Here is a 25,387-nt window from a genome sequence, read left to right on the forward strand (position 1 = left end):
CTCAAGGATTAACGCGGAGCTGCACTAGCGACTGGCCTACTCCTCGGCCGCGGTAGCGCTCGTCGACGACCAATGCGGCCAGACGCCCGAGCTTTCCGGTCACCTCAAGCATTGGCAGGACACCCAGTGCCGCGACGCCGATCAGCTCGCCATCGTCGTCGGCGCCGATGAGCCAGCTTGAGGGGTCTTCCAGCCAGTAGTCCAGCCGTTCGTGCACGGCCGCATCGGTGGTCGGATACCCGAGTTGGCCCAGCAGAACAACCAGCCCTGATGCGTCCTGTCGCCGAAGCGGTCGAAGGTGTACATCCATGGCGGGAATCCTGTCATTCACTCGCAACTCGACGGATCCGGCGGGGTGCACTCTCATCGGCATAGAAAGACGTTCTGCGTGTCGATGCAGGACGTAGGAACGTCCCCCTGATGCGCTTGTCGGGCTTGGTGTCCCATCGCAGGAGGAGGACGTTCGTGGGTAACGGTAGCGGTGTGTCCCGTGGTGATCGCAACCGCAACGCGCGGCTTGCTCGGTTGCGGGCCCTGGTCCCGTCCGTGAACGCGATCGTCGGCATCGACCTGGCGGACAAGAAGCAGATGGTCGTGGTCACCGACCACGACTCGAAAGTGTTGGCACGTAAGACTTTCCGGTGTCATGCCTGGGATCTGGGCGCGGCGTTGGACTGGGCGAGCAAGCAGGCCGCAGCGAAAGGATTCGCCGGGGTCACGGTGACGTGCGAGCCGACCGGTCACCGCTGGCGAGTGCTGGGTCAGCTGGCCGAGGAACGAGGGATGCCGTTCGTGTGTGTCCAGCCGATGCTGACGTCCTGGGCGCGACGCAGCGAAGACCTGACGTTCGACAAGACCGATGAGAAAGACGCCGTGATCATTGCTCGGCTGACGGCTCAGCTGCGCTGCTACGTTCCCGAACCGGTTGATGAGACGTGGGGCCGGCTACGGCATCTGGGCGCGCGTCGTGAGCAGCTGCTGGTGGAAGCGGGTAGTCAGGTCCAGCAGATGCGGGCGCTGCTGGAGTGTGTCTGGCCGGCGGCGCTGCAGACCGCGCGGCAGCCGTTTCGTTCCTCGACGTGGACCGCGGCGATGAGAATCGTGGTGGCCCGCGATGCAGGGGACCTGACCCGGACCCGCCGGCTGGGATTGGCGCGGTTTGAGTCTGCGGTGCGCCGGGAGATCGTCCGACGGGGTAAGCAGAAACCGTGCCTGCGGATCGTGCGGCTGCTGTTCGCGGCATTGACCGATCGCGCGGGAGTGATCGCCCACCGTGCGGGTGCCTTGGAGCGGGTTGCGCTGCTGCTGGGCGACTGGCTCGAGACCCACCGTCGGCTGCTGGACACCGAGACGCGGATGACGGCGGTCCTGGACGAACTCAGGTTGACCGAGTTGGTCACGTCGATCACCGGCCTGTCCGCGATCGGCGCTGCGGCGATCCTGGCCGAGACCGGTGATCCGAACCGGTTCGCGAGTGCCCGGGCGTTGGTCAAGCACGCCGGCCTGGCACCGCGGGAGAAACTGTCCGGCACTTTCAAAGGCCGCACGAAACTGACCGGACAAGGACGCCCCGGACTGCGGCTGGCAGCGTGGCGAGCCGTGTGGGGCGCGCAACGGGCCAACCCGGTCTACGCCGCCCGGTTCACCCATCTGACCACCCGAGAGCAGAACAAGCTCACGGTCACCCAAGCCCAGGCCGTGATCGCCGCTGCGATCCTGCGGCAACTGCACGCCGTTATCACCACCGGCCGAGCTTGGGACCCAGTCATCGCCACCCACGGCGCCGAACGTCGCGCGGTGATGCCTATCGCCGCCTGACATCAGCAGGCGGCCCGTCGAGCTGGGTCGGGGCGAGCCCCACGCGGCATTGAGGAACCACGGGTTACCTCGACGCTCATCATGGGCAGCCCCGCCCGTCGTCTCACTAACCCGATTACACGCTGCTGGGACCAACTGTCAATCCCCTGGAAGCGTGGAGGGTTGTTTAAGCTGCCTGAGCCCGGCGGGCTTCGGCGATGAAGTGTTCGTAGTCGACGGGGGACATGCCGTCGCAGGCGCTGTGACGTCTGCGGGTGTTGTAGAAGTCGACGATCCAGGTGGCGATCTTGAGTCAGGCCTCGGCGCGGGTGCGGAACCGCTGCCGGTGGATGTACTCGACCTTGAGGGTGGAGTTGAACGCCTCGGCGGCGGCGTTGTCCAGGGCGCAGCCGACGCGACCCATCGACTGCAGGATGCCCAACCGCCGGCACGCCTTGGTGTAGTCGGCGGCGGTGTACTACACATCGCTCCGGTTCGCGGAACGCTTACAGGACAACGGGATCCTGCCCTCGATGGGCTCCGTCGGCGACTCGTACGACAACGCGCTGATGGAGAACTTCTGGTCGACGTTGAAGATCGAACTCGTCTACCGAACCTCCTGGCCCACCCGCGACGAGGCCGAGAACGCGATCTTCGCCTACATCGACGGCTGGTACAACACCCGCCGCATCCAACGCGAGCTGGGCTACCTCAGCCCCGACGAGCACGAAACCGCCTGGCACACCCGCCAGAACCATCCAGCCGAGCCACCTATCACCACCCCTGCGCCAGCCGGCAGCAGGTAACCACCGCTCCATCAAAGCGGGGGGAACTCAAGCAAACCGAGGTCAAAGGATCATGGGCGGCGGCGCGTCCGTGTGGTCGTCGTCCGGCCTGGCGGGTCCGGTCAAGCCAGGTCAACGCAGGCCACTCCCTGCCATCCCGGGGCAACGTGCAGGTCGCTAAGGGACGGCTCACCGTGACCAGCCTGATCACGATGAAAAGGGCTCAATTAACGGGTCGGCTCGCCGGACGGCTCCAAGAGGAACGATTTGATGTGTTCCAGCGCCATGTCCAGAGCAACTTCCATGGGTGCGACGTTGTGCGCGGCGTTCGCCAGCAAGTAGCCGCCTTGCAAAGCTGCCATCAACCCCGTGGCCAACTTCTCCGGGTCGGCGTCCTGGCGCAGTGCACCGCTGTCCCGCATCCGGTGCAGACCATCACTGATCAGCTTTCCCCATGCCGCGAACGTCTCCGACAGCATCGATCGAGCCTGCTCATCTTGATCGGACAGCTCGACAGCCATCGACCCGAGGCCGCACCCGTATTTGCCGTTGTTCAGCGAGTTGGCCTGGACCAGCGCGTTACGCCACCGGACCAGCCCTGAGAACGATCTCAGTCGTTCGAGCCCCCCGCGCTCGCGCTGAAGCACAAGCGCGCCTCGATACTTGACCAACGCGCGCACGAGCTCCTGCTTGTCGGCGAAGTGGTGGTAAAGCTGAGACTTGCTCGTCTGGCTTGCCTCGCGGACGTCGTCAAGGGTCGTCGCGTTAACTCCGCGCACGAACATCAGCCGGTTCGCCGCCTCGAGGATCCGCTCCCGCGTCGCGATGCCCCGTTGACTGATTCTCCGCTGCTTCGTCGGCGCAGCCACCTGCTCGTCGCCCATCGGTCGAGTGTATCGGCGCGCCAGATAATCCATGGAGGATGGGACCTTGGAGTCCATCCGGCGTTATGTCGCATTCGCGTGATGGTGAAGGACGAACGCATGCGCCGCCAGCTTGGCTGAACGGGTGCTATGTCCGCGAGATCATCGATAGGGCGAGTCTGTTCCTGGGCTATTTGGTCCTCGCTGTCGCAGGACTCGACGGACCCAGGGCAAGTCCGAGTTCAGGCGGGCTGTCGCACCATCGTCCCAAGAGCATTGTCGATCAGGTACCGCCAGCGTCCATCCGCGCCGCGGCGCACGACATCGCTTGCCGAGCCTTCGAGGTGTACGTGCTCGCCGTCGGGACCTGTGCCATCAATTGACCAGTCTACCACGATCTGGGCGATATCGCCGGCAACGAACACATGGCGCGCCTTGGCCTCCAGCGGCAGACCGAGACTGATATCGCGCTCGAGTTCGGCAGCGATCTCAGTGGGATCAGTGACGGGTCGCCCGTCTCTCGCGACGAACACGACCCCCGGCTCGAACTGGGCCATCATTGCGCTGACCTTGCCGGAGTTAAATCGCTCAACCAGCGACGCGACGACGCCTTCGGGTTCAGTGGCGAGTGGATAGGACTCAGACATTTCGGCTCCCTGTTCGTGTTGGTTGAACGGTCCGGCCACAACTGGACGGCCTCGTCCAGTGGGCCTGAACCTTCTCAGCGGTCGGCGCGCGTTCAGACGCGACGACGCGTGTTCAATGCCCATGCCCGGCTGTGTGCGACCGAGGGAATGCCGGGTCTAGAACGTCGGCATATTCCGGATGAGCATTGACGAATGCTGCCCCGAACGGACACGTGACGGTGGCGGTCTTTCCTTGCATGCGCAGCTCGTCGAGGACGCCGCCGATGAGCCTGGCGGCTACTCCCTTCCCCCGGAACTCGGGGAACACGGATGTCGCCATCAGTACGACGCGGCTCCCGACCTTACTGTAGACGAGCCCAGCGACTGTCCGGCCCCCAATTGCGGCCTCGTAGATGCCGAGCTCCCTGTTGTCGGTGATGACGAGGTCTTCCACGTCGGGCGCGGTGGCTCCCGACAGGTTCGAGCCACCCAAATCTTGCTCGGCACTGGTCAACGTGATCATGTCCTCGGCGTTACCCGCCATGTTGTCTCCTTAATCTCGCGTCTGGTCAGCGGCCTGGGAGTGACCAGTCAGGTCGGATGAAGTGGCAGGAGTATCCCGCCTCGGACTATTGCGTAACCGACGTCGGAGACGTTCGCATCATCCGGGTTCGCCACGATTGACCGGATTCTTAGCGCTCACATCGCCGGGAAGTCGTCCGTGCGGTACTGGCCGGGCGGGAGGTCGGTGTCGTCGCGTCTGCGGCCGCCGAAGCCGCGTGTGGTCACTGCCATGCGCCCCTCCCCATGTGGCCGGGCGGCCGCGATCCCGCTGCCACCCGTGCTTCCACTCGGCCGGTGGATGCCGATGTGGCACCCGCCCATGACGTCATCGTCAGCGAGTGCCCCGGTGATGAGATTCTCCGCGGTGAGGACGTGGTCGCCCGCAGTCCGGGGTATATCAACTGGACCATCGCGTCCAGAGTAGGTTGGCGTGGCGCCGGTCGGCAAACCTCGCTGGCCATCGGTGGTTTGCAGCAGCAGCAGCAGCAGCAGCAGCGCGCCTGACGGTCGTGGCGGTGCGTACTTAATCTGGCGGATGCCTCCGCCGCGGGAGTATAATGGACGATAGAGTCCATCGGGTGCGGCTAGAGATTGTTCCGAGTTGGCCGTTCGACATGTCGTAGCCACTGCGAGATGGCGGCGGCCAGTGTGTTGCCCGATGTCAGGAGAGTTCGATGGACCCTGGTCCTTCGGGTGGGGACGTTGTCGATGGCCAGCCAGTCGATGCGGTGACATGATCGCCGCCCTGACCGCTGCACGGTGCTGTTGCATTAAGCGATCCTCAAGATCACTGCGCGCAAGGCTTTCTGCAAGATCGAACCTGGGTGCTCAACTGATCTATGGGATCGGCACAAAAGCCGTCTTTTTGCTCGCGGTATTCAGCGACCGATGGGCCTTGCCGCCCGTCTTGAGCCTGGTGACGGAAGATTTGCGGCGTCGAGAGCGCGCGATCGCTTAATGCAACAGTGCCCCGAAGGGCACGCCGCGCTCGATCTGCTCCGCAGGCCCAGGCGTCTACGTGTGGCTTTGGTCGGGGCGGCGGTGGTGGCCGCAGCGGCCGTCACCGCCGTCGCCATGGCCGGACCAGGCGCCGCTCCGCGCAATGCACCCGACACCGCACCCGACGTCGCGTCGCCCGCCACGCAGGCGCCGATGGACTCTAGCCGGTTGTTGCTCGTGGCAGCCGAACGCAGCGACAAAGCCCCGCAAACCGGCGGGCGCTATCTGACCATCCAAATGGAGAGCGGCTTCGCGGTGCCGGTCGAGACCGCTGACGGCACGTACACCATGTTCGACAAGACCGGTGGCCAGTACTGGTTGGCCCGCTCCAGCGCTGACAGCAGTTGGGTAATTTCGCAGTCGCTCGGCGCAGTGCCCGCCACGCCCAACGACGAGGCCGCCTGGCGCCGCAACGGATCCCCGGCCGTCATCAAGATCACCAAGCCGAAGCCGTACGACCTGCAGATCGCCCCAGGCAAGGTCCACGGCAACACGGTCGACCCAGCGCACCTCTTCGCCCTTGGCGACCGAAACGTGTCGCAGGCACAACTCGACGCGCTGCCGACCGACCCGGCCGCCCTCCGCAACGCGCTGCTCAGCCGCTTTGACGGGGGAGGCAGCGACATGCCCACCGACCGCGACCAGTGGCTGCTCACCGTCGCCGCCAGCGTGGTGATCGACCTGCCGGTCAGCAACGAGGTCCGCGCCGCCGCATACCGCATGCTCGCCACGTTGCCGGGGGTGCGCGGGCTGGGAGTCGTGCACGACATGCACGGTCGGCCCGGGCAGGCGGTCGCATTCGCGCAAGACAGCCCCGGGAACGGCCGTTTTGAGGTGCGTCTAATCATCGACCCGGACACCGGGCAGGCCCTAGGCAAGGAGATGCGCGCGGTGGAGCCGCGTGGCCCGTGGTCGTGGATCGCGCCGGGCGCGCTGTCCACGTATCAGCTGGTACTGGTATCGAAAAACACCAACGACAACCCGCCGACGGTGGACGTCAAGAACTGACCTCCTGAACACGCGGCCGGCGGCGGCACACCAGCGCCGCCGGCCGTCTCGCGCCCGGCGTGCCGATGGTCGGTGTTGTACCAGGTGTAGAAGGCGCGGGGTGTTGGCGGGCGTGTTCGAGTGAGCCGAGGCAGTCGGGGAAGCAGGTCAGGGGGACGGCAATCGAAGTGTCCATCGACGCGCACTCTCATGGCCGCCGACCGGGCGCGCCGGGCGCCGCTCCACCTCACACTCCGTGCGCCCGTCGCTGCTCGGCAAGCACGCGCTCGTAGCCGATGAGATGAGGTGGCCTTGCCGGGGTCAGACCGGGGGTGGACGCCCCGCGGCGGTACGTCCGTCGCCGGGTGGATGCGGTTCAGATCCGGGCTGGACGCGGTCGAAGTGCAGGGTGCCTAGCGTCGTCAGCATGAATTTGCATGAAAGTGGGCCGCATGACAGTGGACCGGCGCTGGCCACGTGGGGTGTTGGGAAGCGGTACGGGAGGCGGTGGGTGCTGGCGGGCGCGACCGTGAGCGTGCCGGCCAACAGTGTCGTCGCCCTGGTAGGGCCCAACGGCGCCGGCAAGACGACGTTGTTGCACTTGGCGGTAGGGGTGGTACCGGCAGACGCCGGGCGGGTGACGGTGTTTGGTGTCTCGCCACGGGCGGCGACGGCTCGCGGCGACGTCGGTTTCGTCGCCGGGGACAAGCCGTTGTACCGGCGGTTCCGGGTGAGCGAGCTGCTGCGGATGGGGGCGGCGCTGAACCCGCGTTGGGATCAGCGGTACGCCGCGCAACGGCTGGACAGCCTCGGCATTGACCTGCGCAAACGGGCCGGTTCGCTGTCTGGCGGAGAGCAGGCACAGATGGCGTTGACGCTGGCCCTGGCGAAACGGCCGCGGCTGCTGCTGCTCGACGAGCCCGGCGCAGCGTTGGATCCGCTGGCGCGGCGGGCGTTTCTCGATGACGTGAGCGGCGAGACCTCCGCGCGTGGCATCACGGTCGTGCACTCGTCGCACGACGTCTCCGAGCTCGACCGCGCGTGCGACCACCTCGTGGTCGTCAGACGCGGCACCGTCGTGCACGCCAGCGCGATAACGGACCTCATCGCCACAGGACAGGGCTTGGAGGACTTCATCCTCCGCGCCCTTGGCGGCGACCGCCCGGCGGAGGCTGCGGCATGATCTGGCTGTCCTGGCGTCAGCACCGCAATCACCTGCTCGCCGCGGCCACAGGGATCGCGATCCTGTCGGTGGCGTACCTGGCGATGCGCGGCTCGCTTGTTTCCTACCTGCGCGACAGCGGGTTGACCGCATGCCTGGCCCAGCCGAACGAGGGCTGCGGCGACCTAATCGGGGGCCTGCGCGCGAGGTACCCTGCGCTTCTCGACGCGCTGCCGTATCTGAATCTGGCGCCCGCCCTTGTCGGGTTGTTCTGGGGCGCCCCGCTGGTCGCCGGTGAGGTCGAAGCCGGCACCCACCGCTTGGCGTGGACGCAGGGCGTCGGCCGGCAGCGCTGGCTCCGGACTAAGTGGTCCGCGCCGTAAGTCCTTCGGGGGTTATGCGGCGAGGGTCAGTGCGGCAGGCTGGTGGTGAGCCACCCCCGCTTTCATGGAGCTTCTTGATCATGGTCTGATGGTCGTGGGGAGGAAGTCGTCCGTGGCAGCACCGAAGAAGTACCCCGACGAGCTACGTCAGCGTGCTGTGCGCTTGTACCGCGAGTCGGACCCGAAGCCGGTCATCCGGCGTCTTGCCGGGCAGCTTGGTGTGCATCACGAGGCGTTGCGGAACTGGATCCGGCAGGCCGAGGCCGATACGGGTGAGCGTCACGACCGGCCCACCGGCGAGATGGCCGAGGAGAACCGCCGGCTGCGCAAGGAAGTCGCCGAGCTGCGGCGGGCGAACGAGATTCTGAAGGCGGCGAGCGCGTATTTCGCGGCGGAGCTCGACCCGACCCGGCGACGGTCATGACGTTCATTTATGAACACCGTGGCCAGTTCGCGGTCGCGCTCCTGCTACGGGTCCTGAACATCGGCGCCTCGAGCTACTACGCGTGGGTCAAGCAGGTCGAACAGCCCTGCGACCGGGACGTGGTCGACCTGGGGCTGATCTCCAACATCCACGAGATCTGGGAGGCGTCCGGGCACACCTACGGCGCGGACCGGGTGCACCGGCAGCTACGCCGCGACGGCATCCGCGTCGGCCGCAAGCGAGTCGAGCGGCTGATGGCCGACCAGGGCTGGCAGGGCGCGTTCCTGCGCCGCGGCTGGCGCGGCGGCTCCACGAAGCAGGACCCACGGCACTCGCCGGCACCGGATCTGGTCAACCGGCAGTTCACCGCCGACGGGCCGAACCGGCTCTGGGTCGCCGACGCCACCCGCATCCCCTGCGGCGAGGGCGTGTTCTGGCTCGCCGCCGTCCGCGACGCGTTCTCCCGCCGGATCGTCGGGTGGAAGACCTCCGACCGCTGCGACACCGACCTGATCCTCGCCGCCCTCGAATACGGCATCTGGGGTCCCGGGGGAACTCATGGTCGCAGCTGGTGGGCTGTTGGAGGTTTGGCTCTTTCTGTTCGTGTCGCTCGATCCGGGCCATCAGGTCCTCGAGGTCGGACGGGGTGAAATTCCATCGGAACGGCCGGGCGGTCGCGTTGTAGCGCTGCTCGAAGGCGATGAGCCGGTCTTCGACCTGGTCAAGGCTGGTGAAGTCGTTGGGTGTGACGACCTTGCGCTGGACGATCGAGAAGTAGATCTCGATCTGGTTCAGCCAGGACGCGTGCACGGGGGTGTGGACCATGACGGCGTTCGGAATCCGTTTCTTGAGGCGGTCGATCGCGGCTTGACCTCGGTGGGAGGAGCCGTTGTCCACGACCCAGAACACCCGTTTCGCCGAGGCGTAGGGCTCTTGGCTCATGACCTGTTCGACCAGGGTCATGAACGGTGTGATCCCGGTCTTGGCCGAGCAGTGCCCGAAGACGCGGGCTTGGTGGACGTCGTAGGCGGCCAGGTAGGCCAGGGCGCCGCCGCGGTCGTATTCGTGGTTGACCCGCATGGTGCGGGCGGCGCCGGGTGGCAGGGTGGGGTGGCAGCGGCAGCGGGCCTGGATGCTGGTCTTCTCGTCGCTGGAGATCACGTACTCGTGCGGGCCGAGGGGGATGCCGTCGTAGGTCCGCGCGTACAGGTCGAGCACGCGGGTGGCCTTGGCGGCGAAGTTCGGGTCGCGGATGAAGATCCAGGACTGGTACTGCCAGGGCTTGAGGGCGTCATGGGCCAGGATCCGGCGGACGGTGGAGGCCGAGATCGCCGGCGCGATGCCGCGGCCCACGATCTCGCTGGCCAGGTCCGGGCAGTTCCACCTCGACAGCGGCAGCCCGGTTTCGGCCGGGAGTTGGCAGGCCAATGCTTTGACCTCGGCCACCTGTACGGGGGTGAACCGGGGTGGCCGCCCGCAGCGTCGCCGGTCGGCCAGCCCTGCTATGCCCTCGTCGGCGTATCGGCCGCGCCAGCGGCGCACGGTGTCGATGTTCACGCCTTGGCGGTGGGAGATCTTCGCGTTGGAGTAGCCGTGCGCCGCGTCCCGCACGATCTGGGCGCGGATCACCTGCTGGTAGGCGGCGGTGTGGGAGTAGGCCAGCTGTTTGAGCTTTCGCCGTTCGGTGGCGGTCAGCGTGATCTGGCGTGCGCGGGGGGCGGGCACGGGCAGGCCTTCGTTCGGTGATCTTGTTCAGGGACCCGCCGAGAATGCCGTGATCTGTGCCGCTGGTGGGCGTGGGACACGCCCGGACGGCAAGATGTGGCCCATGCCCACCATTCCCGAGTCCACCAAGACCTCGCTGGCTCAGCGGCTGCGCGCGCACGCCAAGGACAACTGGCCTCAGCTGGTCGCTGTTCACGTGCGCTATCACGGCCAATTCGCCTACGTCGACGGTGAGCTGACCGATGGTGAACGGCTACCGCTGATGCGGCTGCGCTACGGCGGATCCGCCCACCGGTGGGGCACGGCCATCTACGTGGCCAGCAAGGACAAGTACGAGAACCAGATCTGGCTCAGTGCCAGCACCGAAGAAGTCTTCGACCTGGTCTGCGATCTCCACGTGGGACCCATCGCCCCCTGATCACGAACAGCACACGAGCCCCGAACCACCAACCCCCGAAGAACTTACGGCGCAGACCACTTAGCGCAGCCCGGACTGTTCGGCCAGCAGCCGCAGCAACGGGGCGCCGACCGCACCGATCAGCCCGGACGCCCCGGTGGTCAGCGTCAGTCCGCGGGCCCAGGCGTTGGCGTGTTGTTCGATGCGTCGCATACGCCGCAATCGTTTGGCACGCGCAGCCTTCATACGCAACCTGGTCGATGTCGTACGCTTCACCTGGCAGGTGCCGCCCTTCTGGAAGATTCTCGATCTAGGCAATCCAGATCATTCCAGGTAGGACGGCACCTCCTTCACGTCAGGGCCGGCAATCAGCCATCACGCCATCGAGCCCATGAATGGGTGAGGCTGGATGTCGGCGAGCCGTCCGGTTCTGCTAACAGAGCGGACGCCCTTTCGCGTCGCCCGACGTGGTCGTCTTACCAGCTCGCCAGACCTTCTTCCGCGCTCCGACACCCGAGGCTCGGATGCGCCGCGTCAGCCCATGTGCTGGTCGTCAGACGTCACGAACGTCCGCAGATGGTCAACCGCCGCAGAGAGCGCGTCCTGCAGGGGGCCGATGTCCCGGGCGACCTGAGCGAGGAGCATGCCGCCTTGATACGCCGCGAGGAACATGTCGGCGAGCCGCGCGGGGTCGGCGGACGCGTCGATGCGGCCGAGTTGCCGCATGCGATCGAGCCCGACGCGGAAGATCTCGCGCCACTGCGCGAACACCTCCGCGAGCCGGTCGTGCACGTCGAGATCGGTCTTGACGATCTCGCTCGCGAGCGAGCCGAGGCTGCAGCCGTCCTCGAACGGACGCCCCGAGAGGACGTAGAAGTCCGTCCAGTCCTGGAACGCCTCGACGGTGTCGAAGCTGGCAAACCGTTCGCTGCGATGGAAGCCGAGGACGCTGTCGGCATGCCAGTCGATGACCGCCAGGACGAGGCTCTCCTTGGTGGGGAAGTAGTGACTCAGCTGCGATCCACTCACGCCTGCAGCGCGGCGGACGAGCTCGTTGTTGGTTGCGTGGACCCCTTTGCCGTAGATCAACGCCGCCGCGTGCTCCAGTATTCGCTCGCGCGTGGCCTGGCCCTTGGGAGTGAGCTTCTGGGCTGCATCCGCCCCGTTGTTCACCTGCATGTAATCAACATAACACAAACTGGGCTTGGCAACCCATTTTCAATGGTGTTCACTCAAGCGAGTGGACGAAATGGTCCAGTACAGTCACCCGGAGGTTCATCCCCATGTCTCGCCTGACCGCTCCCGCGCGCGCCGACATGGACGCGAAGACGCAGGGCGCGCTCGACGCCATCGCGAAGCAGTTCGGCTTCGCGCCCAGCATGTTCACCACGCTCGCCGCGAACCCGACCGTGCTCGAGATCGTGATGGGCCTGCAGGGCAGCATCGCGAAGCTCCTGGACGCGAAGACGCGCCACACGATCGCCCTCGCGGTCTCTCAGTCGAACGGCTGCCACTACTGCCAGGCACTCCACGGTTTCATCTCGTCGAACCTCGGCGGTATGTCGGCGGAGGAGATTGAGCTCGCCCGCATGGGCACGTCCAGCGACCCGAAGCGCGCCGCCGTCGCGAAGTTCGCGCAGCACGTGATCGAGACGCGTGGCCAGGTCAGCGACGAGGACCTCGCAGCGATCCGCGAGGTCGGGTATATCGACCCGGAGATCCAGGCGATCGTCACGATCGTGGTCGTCACCCTGCTCACGAACTACCTCAACAACGTCAGCGACGCCGTCGTCGACGTCCCCGGCGCCGACCACTAGTCGGCCTGACTTTCCTCTCCACCCGCCGTTCAGACGACAGAAAGCACGATGTTGAATCTCGACAAGCTGATCACGAAGCACCTCACCCGCTACTTCGACCCGAGCAAGAGGATCCCGGAGGAGACGTTCCAGCAGCTGCTGCGTTACCTGCGCACCTCGCCGACGACGATCAACATCCAGCCGAACCGTTTCCACGTGCTGGAGACGCAGGATGGCAAGGACAAGCTCGCGGACGCACTGGTCGGCCGCTTCGCGGACAACGCGGAGAAGGTGCGCAACGCGTCGCACGCCATCATCTTCACGACGCGCAAGGACATCCCCGACACGCACCTGCAGGAGATCTTCGAGAAGGAGCGCGCCGACGGGCGCTTCGCCGACCCGGAGATCCAGAAGGGATGGGAGGCGGGCGCCTCCAACTTCGTGGAGATCCAGACGGAGAACTATGGCGGGGACGTGCTCCACTGGCTTGAGAAGAACACCTACCTCGTCGTCGGCGCCACGATGATGGCCGCCGCATCCCTCGGGGTGGACGCGACGCCGCTCGAGGGCTTCGACCGCACGACCGTGGACGCGGCCTTCGACCTGACCGACACCGACTACACGACCACGCTGCTTCTGGTGCTCGGCTACCCCGACGAGGCTCGGGTCTCCCGCCAGCCGGTCTCGCGGTTCGACGCGGAGAAGATCTTCACGCACATGTGACGGACGGGGCGGACATCGGACCGCGGTGCCGGCCCCGTTCACTTCGACTCGGTTGCCCGGCGTCCGCACCTCCTCGACGGACGCCGGGCAATCGACCCCCTAACGACTTCGAGGAGGTCAAGATGCAGATTGATAAGGCAGTGCAGGATCGAGCCGCGGCCCGCGCCGCCGAGCTTCCCGGCTCCGAGCACACACACCAGTTCACCGGCGACTGGGAGGTATGGAAAGTCGGCGGCAAGGTGTTCATGCTGCAGACGTCCATGCCCGGCGAGCCCGTCGTGATCCTGAAAGCGGATCCATCCGACGCGGAGGCGCTCCGCGCAGCTCACGCGAGCATCTCGCCCGGCTACCACATGAACAAGAAGCACTGGATCACGGTGCGGGCGGGTGCGGACGTCGAGCCCGCGCTTGTCGACAATCTCGTGACCGAGTCGTACCTCCTCGTCGTCGCCGGCCTGCCGAAGCAGAGCCGTCCCGTCAATCCCGCTTCGTTCCGCGTCCCGCCCTCCGCCGACTGATCACGCTGACGCCGACCGCGCACAGAGCGCTGTTGCCCCTCATCCGAGCAGCGCCCGCACCGGCGCATGGCGCCCTTACGTGGCCGGGCCGCAACAACGAGGACCTCACCGTCGGCGTCCTCATCGAGGCATACGTCCTCGACGACCGCGCGATCGAACCCCACCTGCCGATGAAATACCCTGGTCAAACGCACGCCGTGTTCCGATCTTCGGTTCTTGACCTTCGACAAGCCAGAAACCTATGCTGATCTTGGGACTTCGCCCAACATCAGGTGGCCCGCGGGCTTCGGCGATGAAGCGTTCGTAGTCGACGGGTGACATGCCGTCGCAGGCGCTGTGACGTCTGCGGACGTTGTAGAAGTCGACGATCCAGGTGGCGATCTTGAGCCGGGCCTCGGATCGGGTGCGGAACCGTTGCCGGTGGATGTATTCGACCTTGATGGTGGAGTTGAACGCTTCGGCGGCGGCGTTGTCCAGGGCGCAGCCGACCCGGCCCATCGACTGCAGGACGCCCAGCCGGCGGCAGGCCTTGGCGTAGTCGGCGGCGGTGTACTCGATCCCCTGTCGCTGTGGTGGATCAGCTGGCCGTCGCGGACGTCGCGGGACCAGATGCCGTATTCGAGGGCGGCGAGGATCAGGTCGGTGTCGCAGCGGTCGGAGGTCTTCCACCCGACGATCCGGCGGGAGAACGCGTCGCGGACGGCGGCGAGCCAGAACACGCCCTCGCCGCAGGGGATGCGGGTGGCGTCGGCGACCCAGAGCCGGTTCGGCCCGTCGGCGGTGAACTGCCGGTTGACCAGATCCGGTGCCGGCGAGTGCCGTGGGTCCTGCTTCGTGGAGCCGCCGCGCCAGCCGCGGCGCAGGAACGCGCCCTGCCAGCCCTGGTCGGCCATCAGCCGCTCGACTCGCTTGCGGCCGACGCGGATGCCGTCGCGGCGTAGCTGCCGGTGCACCCGGTCCGCGCCGTAGGTGTGCCCGGACGCCTCCCAGATCTCGTGGATGTTGGAGATCAGCCCCAGGTCGACCACGTCCCGGTCGCAGGGCTGTTCGACCTGCTTGACCCACGCGTAGTAGCTCGAGGCGCCGATGTTCAGGACCCGTAGCAGGAGCGCGACCGCGAACTGGCCACGGTGTTCATAAATGAACGTCATGACCGTCGCCGGGTCGGGTCGAGCTCCGCCGCGAAATACGCGCTCGCCGCCTTCAGAATCTCGTTCGCCCGCCGCAGCTCGGCGACTTCCTTGCGCAGCCGGCGGTTCTCCTCGGCCATCTCGCCGGTGGGCCGGTCGTGACGCTCACCCGTATCGGCCTCGGCCTGCCGGATCCAGTTCCGCAACGCCTCGTGATGCACACCAAGCTGCCCGGCAAGACGCCGGATGACCGGCTTCGGGTCCGACTCGCGGTACAAGCGCACAGCACGCTGACGTAGCTCGTCGGGGTACTTCTTCGGTGCTGCCACGGACGACTTCCTCCCCACGACCATCAGACCATGATCAAGAAGCTCCATGAAAGCGGGGGTGGCTCAGCTCGAACTCGCGCCTGTTGACCCAGAACGGCAACCGATGGAGAGCACACATCGCGCACATCACCCAAGGCGGAAGTGCCAGCCCGAGACGGTTAAGAGGAACGTCTGTCTGATCCGTGTAGCGGGTGATACACGTTCAGTCGCGGCTATCGCGCGCTGCGGTTGATCTCCCAGAATGCTGCGGAGGAACTAGTGCAGCTCCGCGTTAATCCTTGAGGGATCAGGCTGCTTTGAGTGGTCGGCCGTCGTAGGTCCATCGGAAGGGCTTGGCGGTCCGGTTGTAGACGGTGACGAACTTGTCGATCCGGTCGGCGAGGTCTTGTTGGGAGGTGAACTCGCCTCGGCGGAGCAGCCGGCGGGTCAGGATCGAGAAGAACAGCTCGGCCTGGTCCAGCCACGAGGCGTGGGCGGGGGTGTAGTGCGGCTGGAACCGGGGGTGGTCCCGCAGCCACTTGCGGGTGGCCTTCGAGGTGTGTGAGGAGCCGTTGTCCAGCACGAGGTGGATGGTCAGTGTCGGGTCGATGCGCTGGTCGAGCCTGGTCAGGAAGTCGATGAAGGTATCTGAGTTGTTGCGGCCAATGCGTTCGGTGTGGACCTGGCCGCTGTGGACATACAGGGCTGCGATGATCGAGACGGTGCCGTGGCGGACGTACTCGAACTCGCGGCGGGCGATTCGGCCCGCTCGGCAGGGCTGGTCGGGGTGCTTGCGGCTGCGGGCGGCGATCGCGGTCTTCTCGTCAACGCAGATGACCACGGATCCGTCGGGTCGGTGTAGGTACAGGTCGCAGACCTCGGCGGCCTTGGTAAAGAAGGCCGGATCCGGGCGGCGGGTCAACCAGCCGCGCACCCGGTGGGGCTTGAGGTCCAGATCGGCCAGGATCCGCCCGATCTGGGAGGCGCTGATCCCGTCTTCGTGCAGGTGCTCGGCCAGCAGCCGATGCGACCATACGGTGTCCGCCTCGGGCAGCTCGCTGGTGACGGCAGCCACGATCCGCAGGTGCGTGTCCGGGCCGTAGATCGGGGGTCGTCCCGGGCGTAGCCGGTCGCCCAGCCCGGCCATTCCGTGTTCGGCGAACCGCCCCCGCCAGGTACGGACCGTGGACTCCCTGATCGACAGGTCCCGGGCGATCGCGGCGTTGGAGGCGCCGTCGGCGGCGGCCAGGACGATGCGGGCCCGTTGGACGTCGCGCAGCGGGGCGGTCCGCGATCGCGCCAGGGCCTCCAGCCGGGGACGGTGTTCAGCGTCGATGACCACGCTCCGGGCGCGGGGCGGCATAGGAGTGACCTCTCCGCGTGACCGGCCGGGGGATGATCTCGGCCACGCGAAGAGGATCTGTACCAACGCCGACGGGAGCCACGCGGTGCGACACACCGTGGTCGGGCACGATGAACGGCATGGTGCGACCGACCGACGCCGTCAAGGCCACCCTCGCCGACCGGGTGGAGACACACCGGGCGGCCCGCTGGCCCCAGTTGACCCGCCTCGTGGTGCGCTTCCGCGGCGATTACGCCTACATCGACGCCGACGAGGATGGTGACATCTGGCCCCTGTGCCGGCTGCGCTACACCGGCAGCGCCGACCGGTGGGGCTTCGCCATCCACCTGGCCAGCCGCGACGGCTACGAGGACTCGTTCCTACCCAACGGCCAACCCGTTGGCACCCCCGAAGAGGCCATCGACTGCGCCTGCGGCCTCTACCTCGGCGACCCCACCGCCTGGTCCTGACCCCTCAAGGATTAACGCGGAGCTGCACTAGGGCACCGCGCGACAACGTCGTGAGGCCGCGATAGGGCTTGTCCGGGGGGTCTCCGGCGCTCGGCCCGGTAGTCTCAGCCACCGGCCGTCGCCCGCGCCGACTCGGCAGCAGCACGATCGGAGTAGCCGGGGTGTCGGGCGTCGATCAGATCGACATAGGTGGTCGTTCGCGAGAGGTAGTCGACCACAAAGGGGCAGATTGCGGTGATCGTGCCCTCGCGGGCGCGGATCTCGTCGAATACTCGCCGCACCATCGCGCCCGCCACGCCCTGGTGTTGATGACTCGACTCGACTTCGGTGTGCCGGAGGGCGTACCGGTTGGGCTTCAGGTGGGTGTAGTAGAGCCAGCCGACTAGCTCGCTGTCGCGGTAGAGCTCAAAGCGGCCATGATCGAGGCTGTCGATCAGCTCCTCGGCTACCAGTGCTTGTCCTTCACTGCTCATCGGCTCACCCTTCCAACGTGTAGTTACGCCGCGCGATCAGACAGGCCCACGTCGGACCTTGAAGTCCAAGTATGGCATTTGGCTGCTCGCCATGCACCGCCCGAGTGCCGTACGTTTGGACTAGGTGGTCCGTTCGCGCGCTTGGCGAGAACTGCTCGAGGCCATCGACCGAAGACGAACGAGGCGAGAAGAGAACATGGAGCGATCACCGGCACCGTTGAGGTGCGCAAGGACGAGACCATCCGCCTCTACGAGGCGCTGATCGATGGCCGGGTCGTCGGTAACCTGGCTTACGAGACTACCGGCGGGCGGGTCTCGCTCACGCACTCTTACGTGGACGAAGACCAACGGCATCGGGGCATCGCTTCGGCCCTGGCGCGCTAAGCCTTGGAAGACCTGAGCCAGAGCCAGACCAAGGTTTGAACCGCCCCGCGAGAGGTAGACCCGGCTGGCGGTCAATGCTGCCGCCGTGTCCGCGACAGCCTCACCCGCGCCGGTGGGACGCTCCCTCACACGGACGCTCCGGCCGCGTCGTGCCCGTCAGTGCGGGCTCGCTTACTGGTTCGCGGCATCAGCGACCTTGTTGTTGTAGTCGACGGCGTCGTTGTAGGCGCTGATGGCGGTGATCCAGTTCTGCGCGAGCGAGAGGTCGCCGCCGACATCACACAGATGCATCGCTGCCGCCAGCGCGGCGTCGTCGATCTGGTTGATGTCCTTGGCACCGTCCTTGTTGCCGTCCTGTTCGGCCTGCGCCCACGTAGACGGGATGAACTGCATCGGGCCGACCGCGTGGTCCCAGGTGGTGCCGCCGTCGTACTAGTACGGCAGCCGCCGTTCGGGATCATGGCTGGAGTTCGAGGTTGAGGCGTCGGGTGTAGTGGGATCGTCGGGCTCGGGCTTGATGGCGGCGCCGCCACTGTGACCAGTGCAATCGGTGGGCGAGGTCGCTGATCGGCCGGATGACGAAGGTGTTGATCAGGCGGCGGACTTCGTTGACCGTCAGCTTGATCAGCCCGGTGTGCCCCGGGTCGTTGTCGGCTTCACTGGTGGCGGCGTCGGCGGCGCAGACCGCCAGGACGGCGAGGGCGGCCAGGGCGAGGATGGTGAAGCGGTGCCAGGAGTTCCAGCGGCGGACCTGGTGCTGGTCCAGGCCGACCTGACTCTTGGCGGCTTGGAAGGCTTCTTCGACGGTCCAGCGGATCCCTGCCACCCGCACGAGCTGCGCGAGGGTGGCCGGGCGTGGGGTCCAGCACCGGTAGAAGGCCAACTCCGCGGTGGAGGTGTTGCGCCTGATCAGGAGGCTGTGCCGGCCGCCGTCGTCGGGGTCGGCGTCAGTGGTGACCTGATCCAGCCAGGCCCAGTCGTAGAAGCGGGAACCTTTCGACCCGGCCCCGGCGCTGCGGCGCTGCCACGCCGAGGCGGGTAGTTCGGTGGCGACCCGGTCGGCACGAACCTTGACCTTTCCGCCGTCGAGGGGCACCAGGTGGCTGCGGGACACGGCCAGTACATAGCCCAACCGGTGTTCGCGCAGGTGGGCGCGGAAGACACTGCTGTTGCCGTAGGCCTCGTCCGCGGCGGCCCAAGCCACCGGCACGCCGGCGTCGACGGCTGCGGTGATCATGTCGGCGGCCAACTCGGACTTCGTGGCGAACTGGACCTCGTCCGGGACACCGGCGCCCTGGCAGCGGTCCCGGTCCTCGGTCCACGACACCGGCAGATACACGCGTCGGTCGATCAGGGTGTGACCGTGCCCGCTGGCGTAGCCGAGGAACACCCCGACCTGCGCGTTCTCGATCCGCCCTGCGGTGCCGGTGTACTGACGTTGCACCCCGACCGAACGCCCTTCTTCAAATCGCCGGTCTCGTCAACGACCAAACCGCGTCCCGGTCACCGAACCGATCGACGATCACCTGACGCAGGTCATCGCGGACGGCGTCGGCGTCCCACACCGCCCGATACAACAGCCGCTGCATCGCATCAGGCCGGGCATGTCCGGCCTGCTCCGCCAACTGCCAACACGCCTTCACCTCGATCTCGGCCAGCAGGCCGGTCACGAACGCCGCCGCCGCCCGACGCGGCTCGACCCGCCCGAACCGGCCCGCGAGCGAGGCGAGCACCCCGACCAAAACCCGCTGCCACCCGGCAGGGTTTACCCTGTGGCACGCGGCCACCGCCAGATCTGAAGTTATGTCCACAACGTGCAGACGATCACGCGGTGGCCGCCTCGCGTCCACCCCGCTCCACCAGCGGCATCTCAAGCGGCGGCTGCCGTACTAGCCGTGGTCGGTGTCGGTGAATTTCGCGGTGCCAGGGGGTCTGAAGACCATCGCCGTACGCTCAGGCGTTGCCCACGGTGCCCTGTGGAAGTTGATGTACGGCAAGCGTCAGCCCGATGGCTCCCAGACTGGCGAGCTTCCGATCCAGTCGAGCTCGCCGGTTGTCCAGTTGGTCATCAGGTGTTCCTATCGATCACTTTGATTAACTCACCATGTTGGCTGTTCCTGGTCGTGTCGGTGTACGGGTTGCGTGCAGCGAGGACAGTGAACAGGGTGGCGACGATGGCAAGCCCGCCGTATCCGAGGGCGATCTGCGGTAGCGGGAAGGTGTTCGAGAGTTCCCCGGAGATGAGGCTGGGGAAGGCGGCGCCGCTGTAGCAGAGGAGGTAGATCGCGCTGAAGATCGGTGCCCGGTCGGCCAGGGTGCTGTCGTGCAGCAGGCCGCGGGTGGCGCCGCTGATGGCGATGCCTTGACCGGCGCCGGCGACGATGGTTGCGGCGATGAACAACGCCAGCGTGCCGATGGCGATCGCTGTGATGATGCCGATCCATCCGGTCAGGAAGATGATCATGCCGATGCGTTGGGCCGCCGCGGATGTGAACCGGCCGCCGAGGGGAGCGCCGAGAACGCTGGGGGCCATGTAGGCGGCGAACGACAGTCCGAGGATGAGCGGGCTGTGGGTGTGGAGCTGATCTTCGACCAGCGCGGGCACGAGGGCCTGGTAGAAAGCCCCGGTCGGCCAGGTGGCCAGGAACACCGCTGCCGCGACAGGGAGCAAATGCCTGACCCGGGCCGGTACGCGGACCCGGGGTAACAGCGATCGCCAAGCGCCCGGCGTCGGCTTTGCGGTTTCCGGGCTGATGACGATGAGTGCGGCAGATAGTACGAGGAGACCGGCGCAAACCAGGTAGATGAGGTCGCGTGGCCAGGGGCCGAACTGGACCAGGGCGCCGGAGGCGATGGCGCCGAGGGTGAGGCCGAGCATGGGTCCCTGGCTGGAGGCGACGGAGGCCAACCACTCCGGCCTGGTGGGTGCGGCGTCGACGATGTAGGAGGTGAGGCTGCTGCTGGCCAACCCGGTACCGACGCCCATCAGTAGCCGACCGGCCAGCAGGGTGCCGATGTCATGCACGTTCAGCAGCAGCAGACAGCCCAGCAGGAGCAGGCCGAGGCTGGCGATCGCGGTGAGCCGTCGGCCCAGGTGAGTGGACAGTCGCCCCAGCACCAACAGTGCGGCGATAGTGCCGACGGAGGTGGTGACAACGGCCATCGAGATGTCGGCGTTGGTGAACCCGTCCTCGGCCCGGTAGATGTTGAACAGGGGGATTGGCGCGGCCGACGCGGCAAACGAGGCCACCAGGGAGACCACCGCGGATAAGAATGCCAGCCGGAGCGTTCTGCCCCGGCGAGCCTGGTTGATCGCCGGTGCGATGCTTTGCATCGATGCGTGCCTTTCTCTTATTCTGAACCGCCCCGGAGTTTCTGGAGGCTTCGGGTGGGTGCGCACCAGACACTTGACTAGTCCGCTGAGGTGTTCCCTACGAGTCGTCCGACCCTGACCACGTAGCTGACGCTGATCCACGAGGGCCCGGTTGCTGCCTCCGAGTCCTTATGGACGGACGCGGATGATCGTCTTCCCCTTGGTCCGCTCGATCGGGTTGAGGGCGGCGACGGCGTCGTCGAGGGCCGCGACGGTGCGGATGTTCGTCCGCACGCGTCCGTCCCGGACCCGCCGGACGATCTCACCTAGCTGGGCGCGGTCGGACACGACAACGAAGTCGATCGCCAGGCCGTCAGCGGGCCGCGCCTCCGGCGGCCCGGTGACGGTCACCAGCGTTCCTCCGGCTCGAACCAGACCCGCGGACCGCTTCTGGATGTCGCCGCCGATGACATCGAAGACCAGATCGACTCCGCCGACGTCTTCCAGGGTGTCGTTGTCGAGGTCGACGAACTCGTGCGCGCCGAAGTCGACTGCGGTCTGCCGGCCGCTGGCACGTCCGGTGCCGATGACGTAGGCGCCGGCCTGACGGGCGAGCTGCGTCGCCATCGAACCGACTGCGCCGGCCGCGCCGTGCACCAGGACGCTCTGCCCCGCCAGGAGGTGGCCGTGATCGAACAGTCCCTGCCACGCGGTCAGGCCCGCCATCGCGACGCCAGCGCCCACCGTGAAGTCGACGTCGCCCGGCAGCGGTGCGAGGTTGCGTGCCTCGACGACTGTGTACTCCGCGAGGGTGCCGTCGCGTGTCCAGTCCGTGATGCCGAACACCCGCTGTCCCACCGACAGGCCGGTTGTGCCATAGCTGAGGGCGGTGACCACACCGGCCACCTCGTGGCCGGGGATCGACGGCGTCCGGTCACGGCCGAGGCGATCGATCCAGGTCGAGGGCCACTCCAGCTCATTCCCGGTGAATCCCGACGCATGAACTTCAACGACGACATCGCCGTAGTTCGCGCCCTCAAGACTGGCGAGCCTCGCCGCGTCCGGCTCGGGCCGCTCCACCAGCGTCATCCCCGCCGTTCCCGCGGCCCGGTCCGTCACCACGATCGCTTTCATCTGACTACCTCTCTCAGTAACAGTCCTCGTCTACCCCCGTTATGACGTAACGGGGGTCTCCGTTGTCTCCGCGTCCTTACGGACGAACCCGGATGATCTTCTTGCCCTTAGCCCTTTCGGTCGGGTTGAAGGCGGCGACGACATCGTCGAGGGCCGCGACGTTGCCGATGTCCGTCCGCAGCCGACGATCCCGGACCCGCCGGACGGCTCGAACCATGTCTGAACGCCGGACGGCTACGTCATGTCGTGCTCGAACGCGGTGAGCTGCTCGTTGTCCTGCGGCCCCGCGGGTTCGTGCTGAGGGTAGGCGCCGGCACCGGGATGAACCTTGTCGATGAGATCGAGGTATTCCGGGTTGAGGGCAATGAACTCACCCACGACCCGGCAGATGACGGTGATCTTCTTCCCGCTCTCGCGGATCTCGTCCAGCACGCGAGCGACGAGCTCCGTGACCACCCGATTGCGTCGGTAGGCGGGTCGACCCAGGTCGTTAGCAGCACGACACGGCCGCCCACGAACCGGTACGGGAGCTCAGCGATCGCTTCGGCGCCGAGGGCGGCGATCCAGCGACCGCGCTCCGCGTCGTTGATGACATCGAGCTCCCAGCTGGATTCCACCCGCTGAGACTTGCCTCGCTCAGAGCAGCGATGAGCGCCGCGTTGTTCTCTTCCCGGGTGGCCGCCTCGGCCTCGAGATTGATCGTCATTGTCACACGTTCTGTCGGGGGAGCTAATAGGTCGGTTAGGACAAATGGGTGTGACCCTGGGTAACTCCCGGGTGCTCGGGGTCGATGAGGTCGGCGTACTCGGGGTTGTGCTCGATGAAGGTGCGCACGATCGGGCACATGATGGTGACCGTCTTGCCCTGCACGCGCACGTCGTCCAGGACGCGTCGGATCAGCTCGGTGGCGATGCCCTGCTTGCGGAACTCGGGGAACACCAAGGTGGCCAGCAGCACGAGTCGGTCGTCTCCGGCGACGTCGTAGGTCAGCCCGGCCACCTCTCGGTCCCCGACGATGCCGTCGTAGATGCCGAGTTTCTCGTCGTTGACGACTTGGAAGTCAAACGCGGGGGCGTGGGGATCGTCGATTACCTCGTCGATGAGGACGGCCTGGTCCTGGCTGAGGGCGCCTTTCTCGTCGGGGTGTCCGGCCTCGTCGGGGTACTCGAAGGCGTAGCGGGTCGGCCCGGTTGGGTCGGTCATGGGGCTGTGCCTTCGTTGATGGTCATCAGATCACTCCCGGGTCGTGGCGGTAGTAGTACTCGCCCAGCCGCATGTCGTCGACGCGAGGTGAAGGCCCAGCCATCGACGTACTTCTCGCTCCTGTGGGGGTCGTTCTCGTGCTTGGGTGTGCCGAGTCCTTACGAGCGAACGCGGATGATCGTCTTTCCCTTGATCCGCTCGGTCGGGTTGAAGGCGGCGACGGCGTCGTCGAGGGTCGCGACCTTGCCGATGTTCGTCCGCAGCCGACCATCCCTGATCCGCTGGACGACCTCACCCAGTTGCGCGCGATCGGCCTCGACAACGAAATCAACCGTCAGGCCGTCCGCCGGCTGTGCTTCGGGCGGGCCGGCAATGGTCACCAGCACTCCTCCGGCTCGGACCAGACCCGCAGAACGCTTCTGGATGTCGCCACCGATCACGTCGAAAACCAGATCGACGCCGGCGACGTCTTCCAGGGCGTCTTTGCCGAGGTCGACGAACTCCTGCGCGCCGAAGTCGAGCGCGGTCTGGCGGTCGGCGGCACGTCCAGTGCCGATGACGTAGGCGCCGGCCTCTTTGGCGAGCTGGGTCACCATCGAGCCGACTCCACCGGCCGCACCATGTACGAGGACGCTCTGCCCCGCCTGGAAACGGCCGTGCACGAACAGTCCCTGCCACGCGGTCAGGCCCGAGATCGGCAGGCTCGCCCCTACCGTGAAATCGACATCGCCCGGCAGCGGCGCAAGGTTTCGCGCCTCGATGGCCACGTACTCGGCCAGGGTGCCGTCGCGACTCCAGTCCGCGAGGCCGAACACCCGCTGTCCCACCGACAGACCCCTCGTGCCATAGCCGAGCGCGCTGACCACGCCAGCCACCTCATGGCCGGGGATCGACGGCGTGCGGTCCCGCCCGAGTCGATCGGTCCAGGTCCCGGGCCACGTCAGCTCGCCCGGGGTGAATCCCGACGCATGTACCTCAACGAGGACGTCGTTTGCCGTCGCCTCCGGCTCCGGTCGTTCCGCCAGCGTCATCCCGGCCGTTCCTGCGGCCTCGTCCGTCACAACAATCGCTTTCATTTGGACGCCTCTCTGTATCAGTCGTTCGCCGAAACGCCACTTCACTTCCCCCATTTAGTGACGCCAGACGTCGGTGTCTTGCCCAGCTGACCGGAAAGATCTGTGACGCGGAGTGCGGCCCCGGTGCACTTTGTTCGAGGCCACTCGTCGGTCGTGTCCCTGGCCCAGCTGCGGCACACCATCGCCGACTTCTACACCGACGGCGAAGCCAGCCTCTCGACCCAGGCGTCGACTGGCCAGGCGCCGGCCGGGCCAGGGGCGCTGCGTCGGGGGGAGCAACGCTTGCAGGCTCGGCATCCAGCGAGCTGGGCGCTGGCCGCTGTCGGGCGAAAGTCGACGTTTTCCGTGCGAGGGGTCTTGGCGCGACACGATGGCCGACAGTAGGTGCCGGTCGTCTTCACCGCGGTGAGAAAGCTGCCATCGAGTCGTTCCTCTTATGTTGTCCGGATTTGAGTCCGCCCGAGTCGCCGGAGGCGACGACGATCGCCGCCCTGATGCGGGAACGACGGCATATCTTAGCCTTAACGGACTGATGAGTCCAATTCCGGGTTTGGCGTTGAGCGAGTTCAGCTGGGGGCGCCTTGGTCCTAACCGCCTCTCAGTGCAGCTTAAACCACCCCGAGGTGATGGTTCGCGAGGGCCGAGGGGTTCTGGCGACGAGCGGTAAACTGGACTATCCAGTCCGCGAAGGTTAGCCTGCGGAGGTACTCGGTCATGGGGTGATACGCCCGGTCACAGCCCCCGCTCAGACTGCGGCTCGGCTGCTGCTGGATCCGAGTATCTGGACCGTCACTACCAGGATCTA

At 66.6% G+C, this 25,387-nt stretch carries 30 protein-coding genes and 5 pseudogenes; 14 read left to right on the forward strand and 21 right to left on the reverse strand.

Annotated features, from left to right (window positions below):
- Nucleotide 1 precedes the first annotated feature (1 nt).
- Nucleotides 2–310, reverse strand: a complete 309-nt coding sequence (locus tag OG799_RS06310) for a GNAT family N-acetyltransferase (protein WP_406044001.1) — start codon at nucleotides 308–310, stop codon at nucleotides 2–4.
- A 236-nt stretch (nucleotides 311–546) separates the two neighbouring features.
- On the opposite strand from OG799_RS06310, the gene OG799_RS06315 reads away from it, so the two are divergent.
- Entirely contained in the window at nucleotides 547–1,818 is a 1,272-nt protein-coding gene (locus OG799_RS06315) for an IS110 family transposase (protein WP_406044003.1), read from the forward strand.
- Nucleotides 1,819–2,270: 452 nt separating this feature from the next.
- A complete protein-coding gene (locus tag OG799_RS06320) occupies nucleotides 2,271–2,603 on the forward strand; it encodes a transposase (protein ID WP_406044005.1) in 333 nt (110 codons plus the stop codon).
- 206 nt (nucleotides 2,604–2,809) lie between these two features.
- Here the strand turns inward: OG799_RS06320 and OG799_RS06325 are convergent, their stop codons facing one another.
- The 3 genes from OG799_RS06325 to OG799_RS06335 form a co-directional block, all read right to left on the reverse strand.
- On the reverse strand, nucleotides 2,810–3,466 hold the full coding sequence (locus tag OG799_RS06325) for a TetR/AcrR family transcriptional regulator (protein WP_406044007.1): 657 nt from the start codon (nucleotides 3,464–3,466) through the stop codon (nucleotides 2,810–2,812).
- Between the two features lie 221 nt (nucleotides 3,467–3,687).
- Complete coding sequence (locus OG799_RS06330; protein ID WP_406044009.1) at nucleotides 3,688–4,092, reverse strand: YybH family protein; 405 nt, start codon at nucleotides 4,090–4,092, stop codon at nucleotides 3,688–3,690.
- Between the two features lie 112 nt (nucleotides 4,093–4,204).
- Entirely contained in the window at nucleotides 4,205–4,615 is a 411-nt protein-coding gene (locus OG799_RS06335) for a GNAT family N-acetyltransferase (protein WP_406044011.1), read from the reverse strand.
- 314 nt (nucleotides 4,616–4,929) lie between these two features.
- On the opposite strand from OG799_RS06335, the gene OG799_RS06340 reads away from it, so the two are divergent.
- The 6 genes from OG799_RS06340 to OG799_RS06365 all read left to right on the forward strand — a co-directional run bounded on the left by OG799_RS06340 (nucleotide 4,930) and on the right by OG799_RS06365 (nucleotide 9,240).
- On the forward strand, nucleotides 4,930–5,139 hold the full coding sequence (locus tag OG799_RS06340; RefSeq protein WP_406044013.1) for a hypothetical protein: 210 nt from the start codon (nucleotides 4,930–4,932) through the stop codon (nucleotides 5,137–5,139).
- 384 nt (nucleotides 5,140–5,523) lie between these two features.
- Nucleotides 5,524–6,642, forward strand: coding sequence for a CU044_5270 family protein (locus OG799_RS06345; protein WP_406044015.1), 1,119 nt, complete (start codon nucleotides 5,524–5,526; stop codon nucleotides 6,640–6,642).
- A gap of 490 nt (nucleotides 6,643–7,132) precedes the next feature.
- The gene (locus tag OG799_RS06350) at nucleotides 7,133–7,804 is read left to right on the forward strand and encodes an ABC transporter ATP-binding protein (RefSeq protein ID WP_406044017.1); all 672 of its coding nucleotides are present in this window, start codon (nucleotides 7,133–7,135) and stop codon (nucleotides 7,802–7,804) included.
- Nucleotides 7,801–8,166, forward strand: coding sequence for a hypothetical protein (locus OG799_RS06355; protein WP_406044019.1), 366 nt, complete (start codon nucleotides 7,801–7,803; stop codon nucleotides 8,164–8,166). The genes OG799_RS06350 and OG799_RS06355 overlap by 4 nt, the downstream gene beginning before the upstream one ends.
- 112 nt (nucleotides 8,167–8,278) lie before the next feature.
- Nucleotides 8,279–8,590, forward strand: coding sequence for a transposase (locus OG799_RS06360; RefSeq protein ID WP_406044021.1), 312 nt, complete (start codon nucleotides 8,279–8,281; stop codon nucleotides 8,588–8,590).
- The gene (locus tag OG799_RS06365) at nucleotides 8,587–9,240 is read left to right on the forward strand and encodes an IS3 family transposase (protein WP_406044023.1); all 654 of its coding nucleotides are present in this window, start codon (nucleotides 8,587–8,589) and stop codon (nucleotides 9,238–9,240) included. The genes OG799_RS06360 and OG799_RS06365 overlap by 4 nt, the downstream gene beginning before the upstream one ends.
- 40 nt (nucleotides 9,241–9,280) lie before the next feature.
- On the opposite strand, the pseudogene OG799_RS06370 reads toward OG799_RS06365, so the two are convergent.
- Nucleotides 9,281–10,315 (reverse strand): annotated as a pseudogene (locus OG799_RS06370) (IS630 family transposase); the annotation flags it as partial.
- 103 nt (nucleotides 10,316–10,418) lie between these two features.
- On the opposite strand from OG799_RS06370, the gene OG799_RS06375 reads away from it, so the two are divergent.
- Nucleotides 10,419–10,733, forward strand: coding sequence for a hypothetical protein (locus OG799_RS06375; RefSeq protein WP_406044025.1), 315 nt, complete (start codon nucleotides 10,419–10,421; stop codon nucleotides 10,731–10,733).
- A gap of 60 nt (nucleotides 10,734–10,793) precedes the next feature.
- On the opposite strand, the gene OG799_RS06380 is transcribed toward OG799_RS06375, so the two are convergent.
- Together OG799_RS06380 and OG799_RS06385 are read right to left on the reverse strand one after the other, a co-directional pair.
- Nucleotides 10,794–10,925, reverse strand: coding sequence for a hypothetical protein (locus tag OG799_RS06380; RefSeq protein WP_406044027.1), 132 nt, complete (start codon nucleotides 10,923–10,925; stop codon nucleotides 10,794–10,796).
- Between the two features lie 321 nt (nucleotides 10,926–11,246).
- Nucleotides 11,247–11,891: a TetR/AcrR family transcriptional regulator gene (locus OG799_RS06385; protein ID WP_089015460.1), complete on the reverse strand. Its 645-nt coding sequence runs from the start codon at nucleotides 11,889–11,891 to the stop codon at nucleotides 11,247–11,249.
- Nucleotides 11,892–11,995: 104 nt separating this feature from the next.
- Between OG799_RS06385 and OG799_RS06390 the strand changes: the two genes are divergently transcribed.
- From OG799_RS06390 to OG799_RS06400, 3 genes are all read left to right on the forward strand, one after another.
- A complete protein-coding gene (locus OG799_RS06390; protein WP_406044029.1) occupies nucleotides 11,996–12,529 on the forward strand; it encodes a carboxymuconolactone decarboxylase family protein in 534 nt (177 codons plus the stop codon).
- Between the two features lie 48 nt (nucleotides 12,530–12,577).
- Entirely contained in the window at nucleotides 12,578–13,231 is a 654-nt protein-coding gene (locus tag OG799_RS06395) for a nitroreductase family protein (protein WP_406044031.1), read from the forward strand.
- Between the two features lie 122 nt (nucleotides 13,232–13,353).
- Entirely contained in the window at nucleotides 13,354–13,749 is a 396-nt protein-coding gene (locus OG799_RS06400; protein ID WP_109802463.1) for an MmcQ/YjbR family DNA-binding protein, read from the forward strand.
- A gap of 120 nt (nucleotides 13,750–13,869) precedes the next feature.
- Here the strand turns inward: OG799_RS06400 and OG799_RS06405 are convergent, their stop codons facing one another.
- The 4 genes and pseudogenes from OG799_RS06405 to OG799_RS06420 form a co-directional block, all read right to left on the reverse strand.
- Nucleotides 13,870–14,247, reverse strand: coding sequence for an integrase core domain-containing protein (locus tag OG799_RS06405; RefSeq protein WP_406044034.1), 378 nt, complete (start codon nucleotides 14,245–14,247; stop codon nucleotides 13,870–13,872).
- A gap of 65 nt (nucleotides 14,248–14,312) precedes the next feature.
- Nucleotides 14,313–14,900 (reverse strand): annotated as a pseudogene (locus tag OG799_RS06410) (IS3 family transposase); the annotation flags it as partial.
- On the reverse strand, nucleotides 14,897–15,208 hold the full coding sequence (locus OG799_RS06415) for a transposase (RefSeq protein WP_406044021.1): 312 nt from the start codon (nucleotides 15,206–15,208) through the stop codon (nucleotides 14,897–14,899). The gene OG799_RS06415 and the pseudogene OG799_RS06410, both read right to left, overlap by 4 nt.
- A 286-nt stretch (nucleotides 15,209–15,494) precedes the next feature.
- Nucleotides 15,495–16,550 carry an IS630 family transposase gene (locus tag OG799_RS06420; protein WP_406043999.1) on the reverse strand — a complete coding sequence of 352 codons (1,056 nt, stop codon included), beginning with the start codon at nucleotides 16,548–16,550 and terminating at the stop codon, nucleotides 15,495–15,497.
- A 119-nt stretch (nucleotides 16,551–16,669) separates the two neighbouring features.
- Between OG799_RS06420 and OG799_RS06425 the strand changes: the two genes are divergently transcribed.
- Nucleotides 16,670–16,999: a hypothetical protein gene (locus tag OG799_RS06425; protein ID WP_406043997.1), complete on the forward strand. Its 330-nt coding sequence runs from the start codon at nucleotides 16,670–16,672 to the stop codon at nucleotides 16,997–16,999.
- A 104-nt stretch (nucleotides 17,000–17,103) separates the two neighbouring features.
- On the opposite strand, the gene OG799_RS06430 is transcribed toward OG799_RS06425, so the two are convergent.
- Nucleotides 17,104–17,472 (reverse strand): GNAT family N-acetyltransferase, encoded by a 369-nt coding sequence (locus OG799_RS06430; RefSeq protein ID WP_406044036.1) that lies wholly within the window; start codon nucleotides 17,470–17,472, stop codon nucleotides 17,104–17,106.
- A gap of 222 nt (nucleotides 17,473–17,694) precedes the next feature.
- On the opposite strand from OG799_RS06430, the gene OG799_RS06435 reads away from it, so the two are divergent.
- On the forward strand, nucleotides 17,695–17,856 hold the full coding sequence (locus OG799_RS06435; protein WP_406044038.1) for a GNAT family N-acetyltransferase: 162 nt from the start codon (nucleotides 17,695–17,697) through the stop codon (nucleotides 17,854–17,856).
- A gap of 171 nt (nucleotides 17,857–18,027) precedes the next feature.
- On the opposite strand, the pseudogene OG799_RS06440 reads toward OG799_RS06435, so the two are convergent.
- The 9 genes and pseudogenes from OG799_RS06440 to OG799_RS06480 all read right to left on the reverse strand — a co-directional run.
- Nucleotides 18,028–18,258 (reverse strand): annotated as a pseudogene (locus tag OG799_RS06440) (murein transglycosylase); the annotation flags it as partial.
- Between the two features lie 55 nt (nucleotides 18,259–18,313).
- Nucleotides 18,314–19,598, reverse strand: a pseudogene (locus OG799_RS06445) (IS701 family transposase).
- Between the two features lie 326 nt (nucleotides 19,599–19,924).
- On the reverse strand, nucleotides 19,925–21,190 hold the full coding sequence (locus OG799_RS06450; RefSeq protein WP_406044040.1) for an MFS transporter: 1,266 nt from the start codon (nucleotides 21,188–21,190) through the stop codon (nucleotides 19,925–19,927).
- A 168-nt stretch (nucleotides 21,191–21,358) separates the two neighbouring features.
- The gene (locus OG799_RS06455; RefSeq protein WP_406044042.1) at nucleotides 21,359–22,303 is read right to left on the reverse strand and encodes an NADP-dependent oxidoreductase; all 945 of its coding nucleotides are present in this window, start codon (nucleotides 22,301–22,303) and stop codon (nucleotides 21,359–21,361) included.
- A gap of 76 nt (nucleotides 22,304–22,379) precedes the next feature.
- The gene (locus OG799_RS06460) at nucleotides 22,380–22,520 is read right to left on the reverse strand and encodes a hypothetical protein (protein WP_406044044.1); all 141 of its coding nucleotides are present in this window, start codon (nucleotides 22,518–22,520) and stop codon (nucleotides 22,380–22,382) included.
- Between the two features lie 17 nt (nucleotides 22,521–22,537).
- Nucleotides 22,538–22,789: an N-acetyltransferase gene (locus OG799_RS06465; RefSeq protein WP_406046220.1), complete on the reverse strand. Its 252-nt coding sequence runs from the start codon at nucleotides 22,787–22,789 to the stop codon at nucleotides 22,538–22,540.
- Between the two features lie 255 nt (nucleotides 22,790–23,044).
- Nucleotides 23,045–23,506: a GNAT family N-acetyltransferase gene (locus OG799_RS06470; protein ID WP_406044046.1), complete on the reverse strand. Its 462-nt coding sequence runs from the start codon at nucleotides 23,504–23,506 to the stop codon at nucleotides 23,045–23,047.
- 158 nt (nucleotides 23,507–23,664) lie between these two features.
- Nucleotides 23,665–24,582 carry an NADP-dependent oxidoreductase gene (locus tag OG799_RS06475; RefSeq protein ID WP_406044048.1) on the reverse strand — a complete coding sequence of 306 codons (918 nt, stop codon included), beginning with the start codon at nucleotides 24,580–24,582 and terminating at the stop codon, nucleotides 23,665–23,667.
- Between the two features lie 191 nt (nucleotides 24,583–24,773).
- A pseudogene (locus OG799_RS06480) lies at nucleotides 24,774–25,001 on the reverse strand (Ada metal-binding domain-containing protein); the annotation flags it as partial.
- Nucleotides 25,002–25,387 lie beyond the last annotated feature (386 nt).

Source organism: Micromonospora sp. NBC_00898, assembly GCF_045207895.1.
Lineage (GTDB): Bacteria > Actinomycetota > Actinomycetes > Mycobacteriales > Micromonosporaceae > Micromonospora.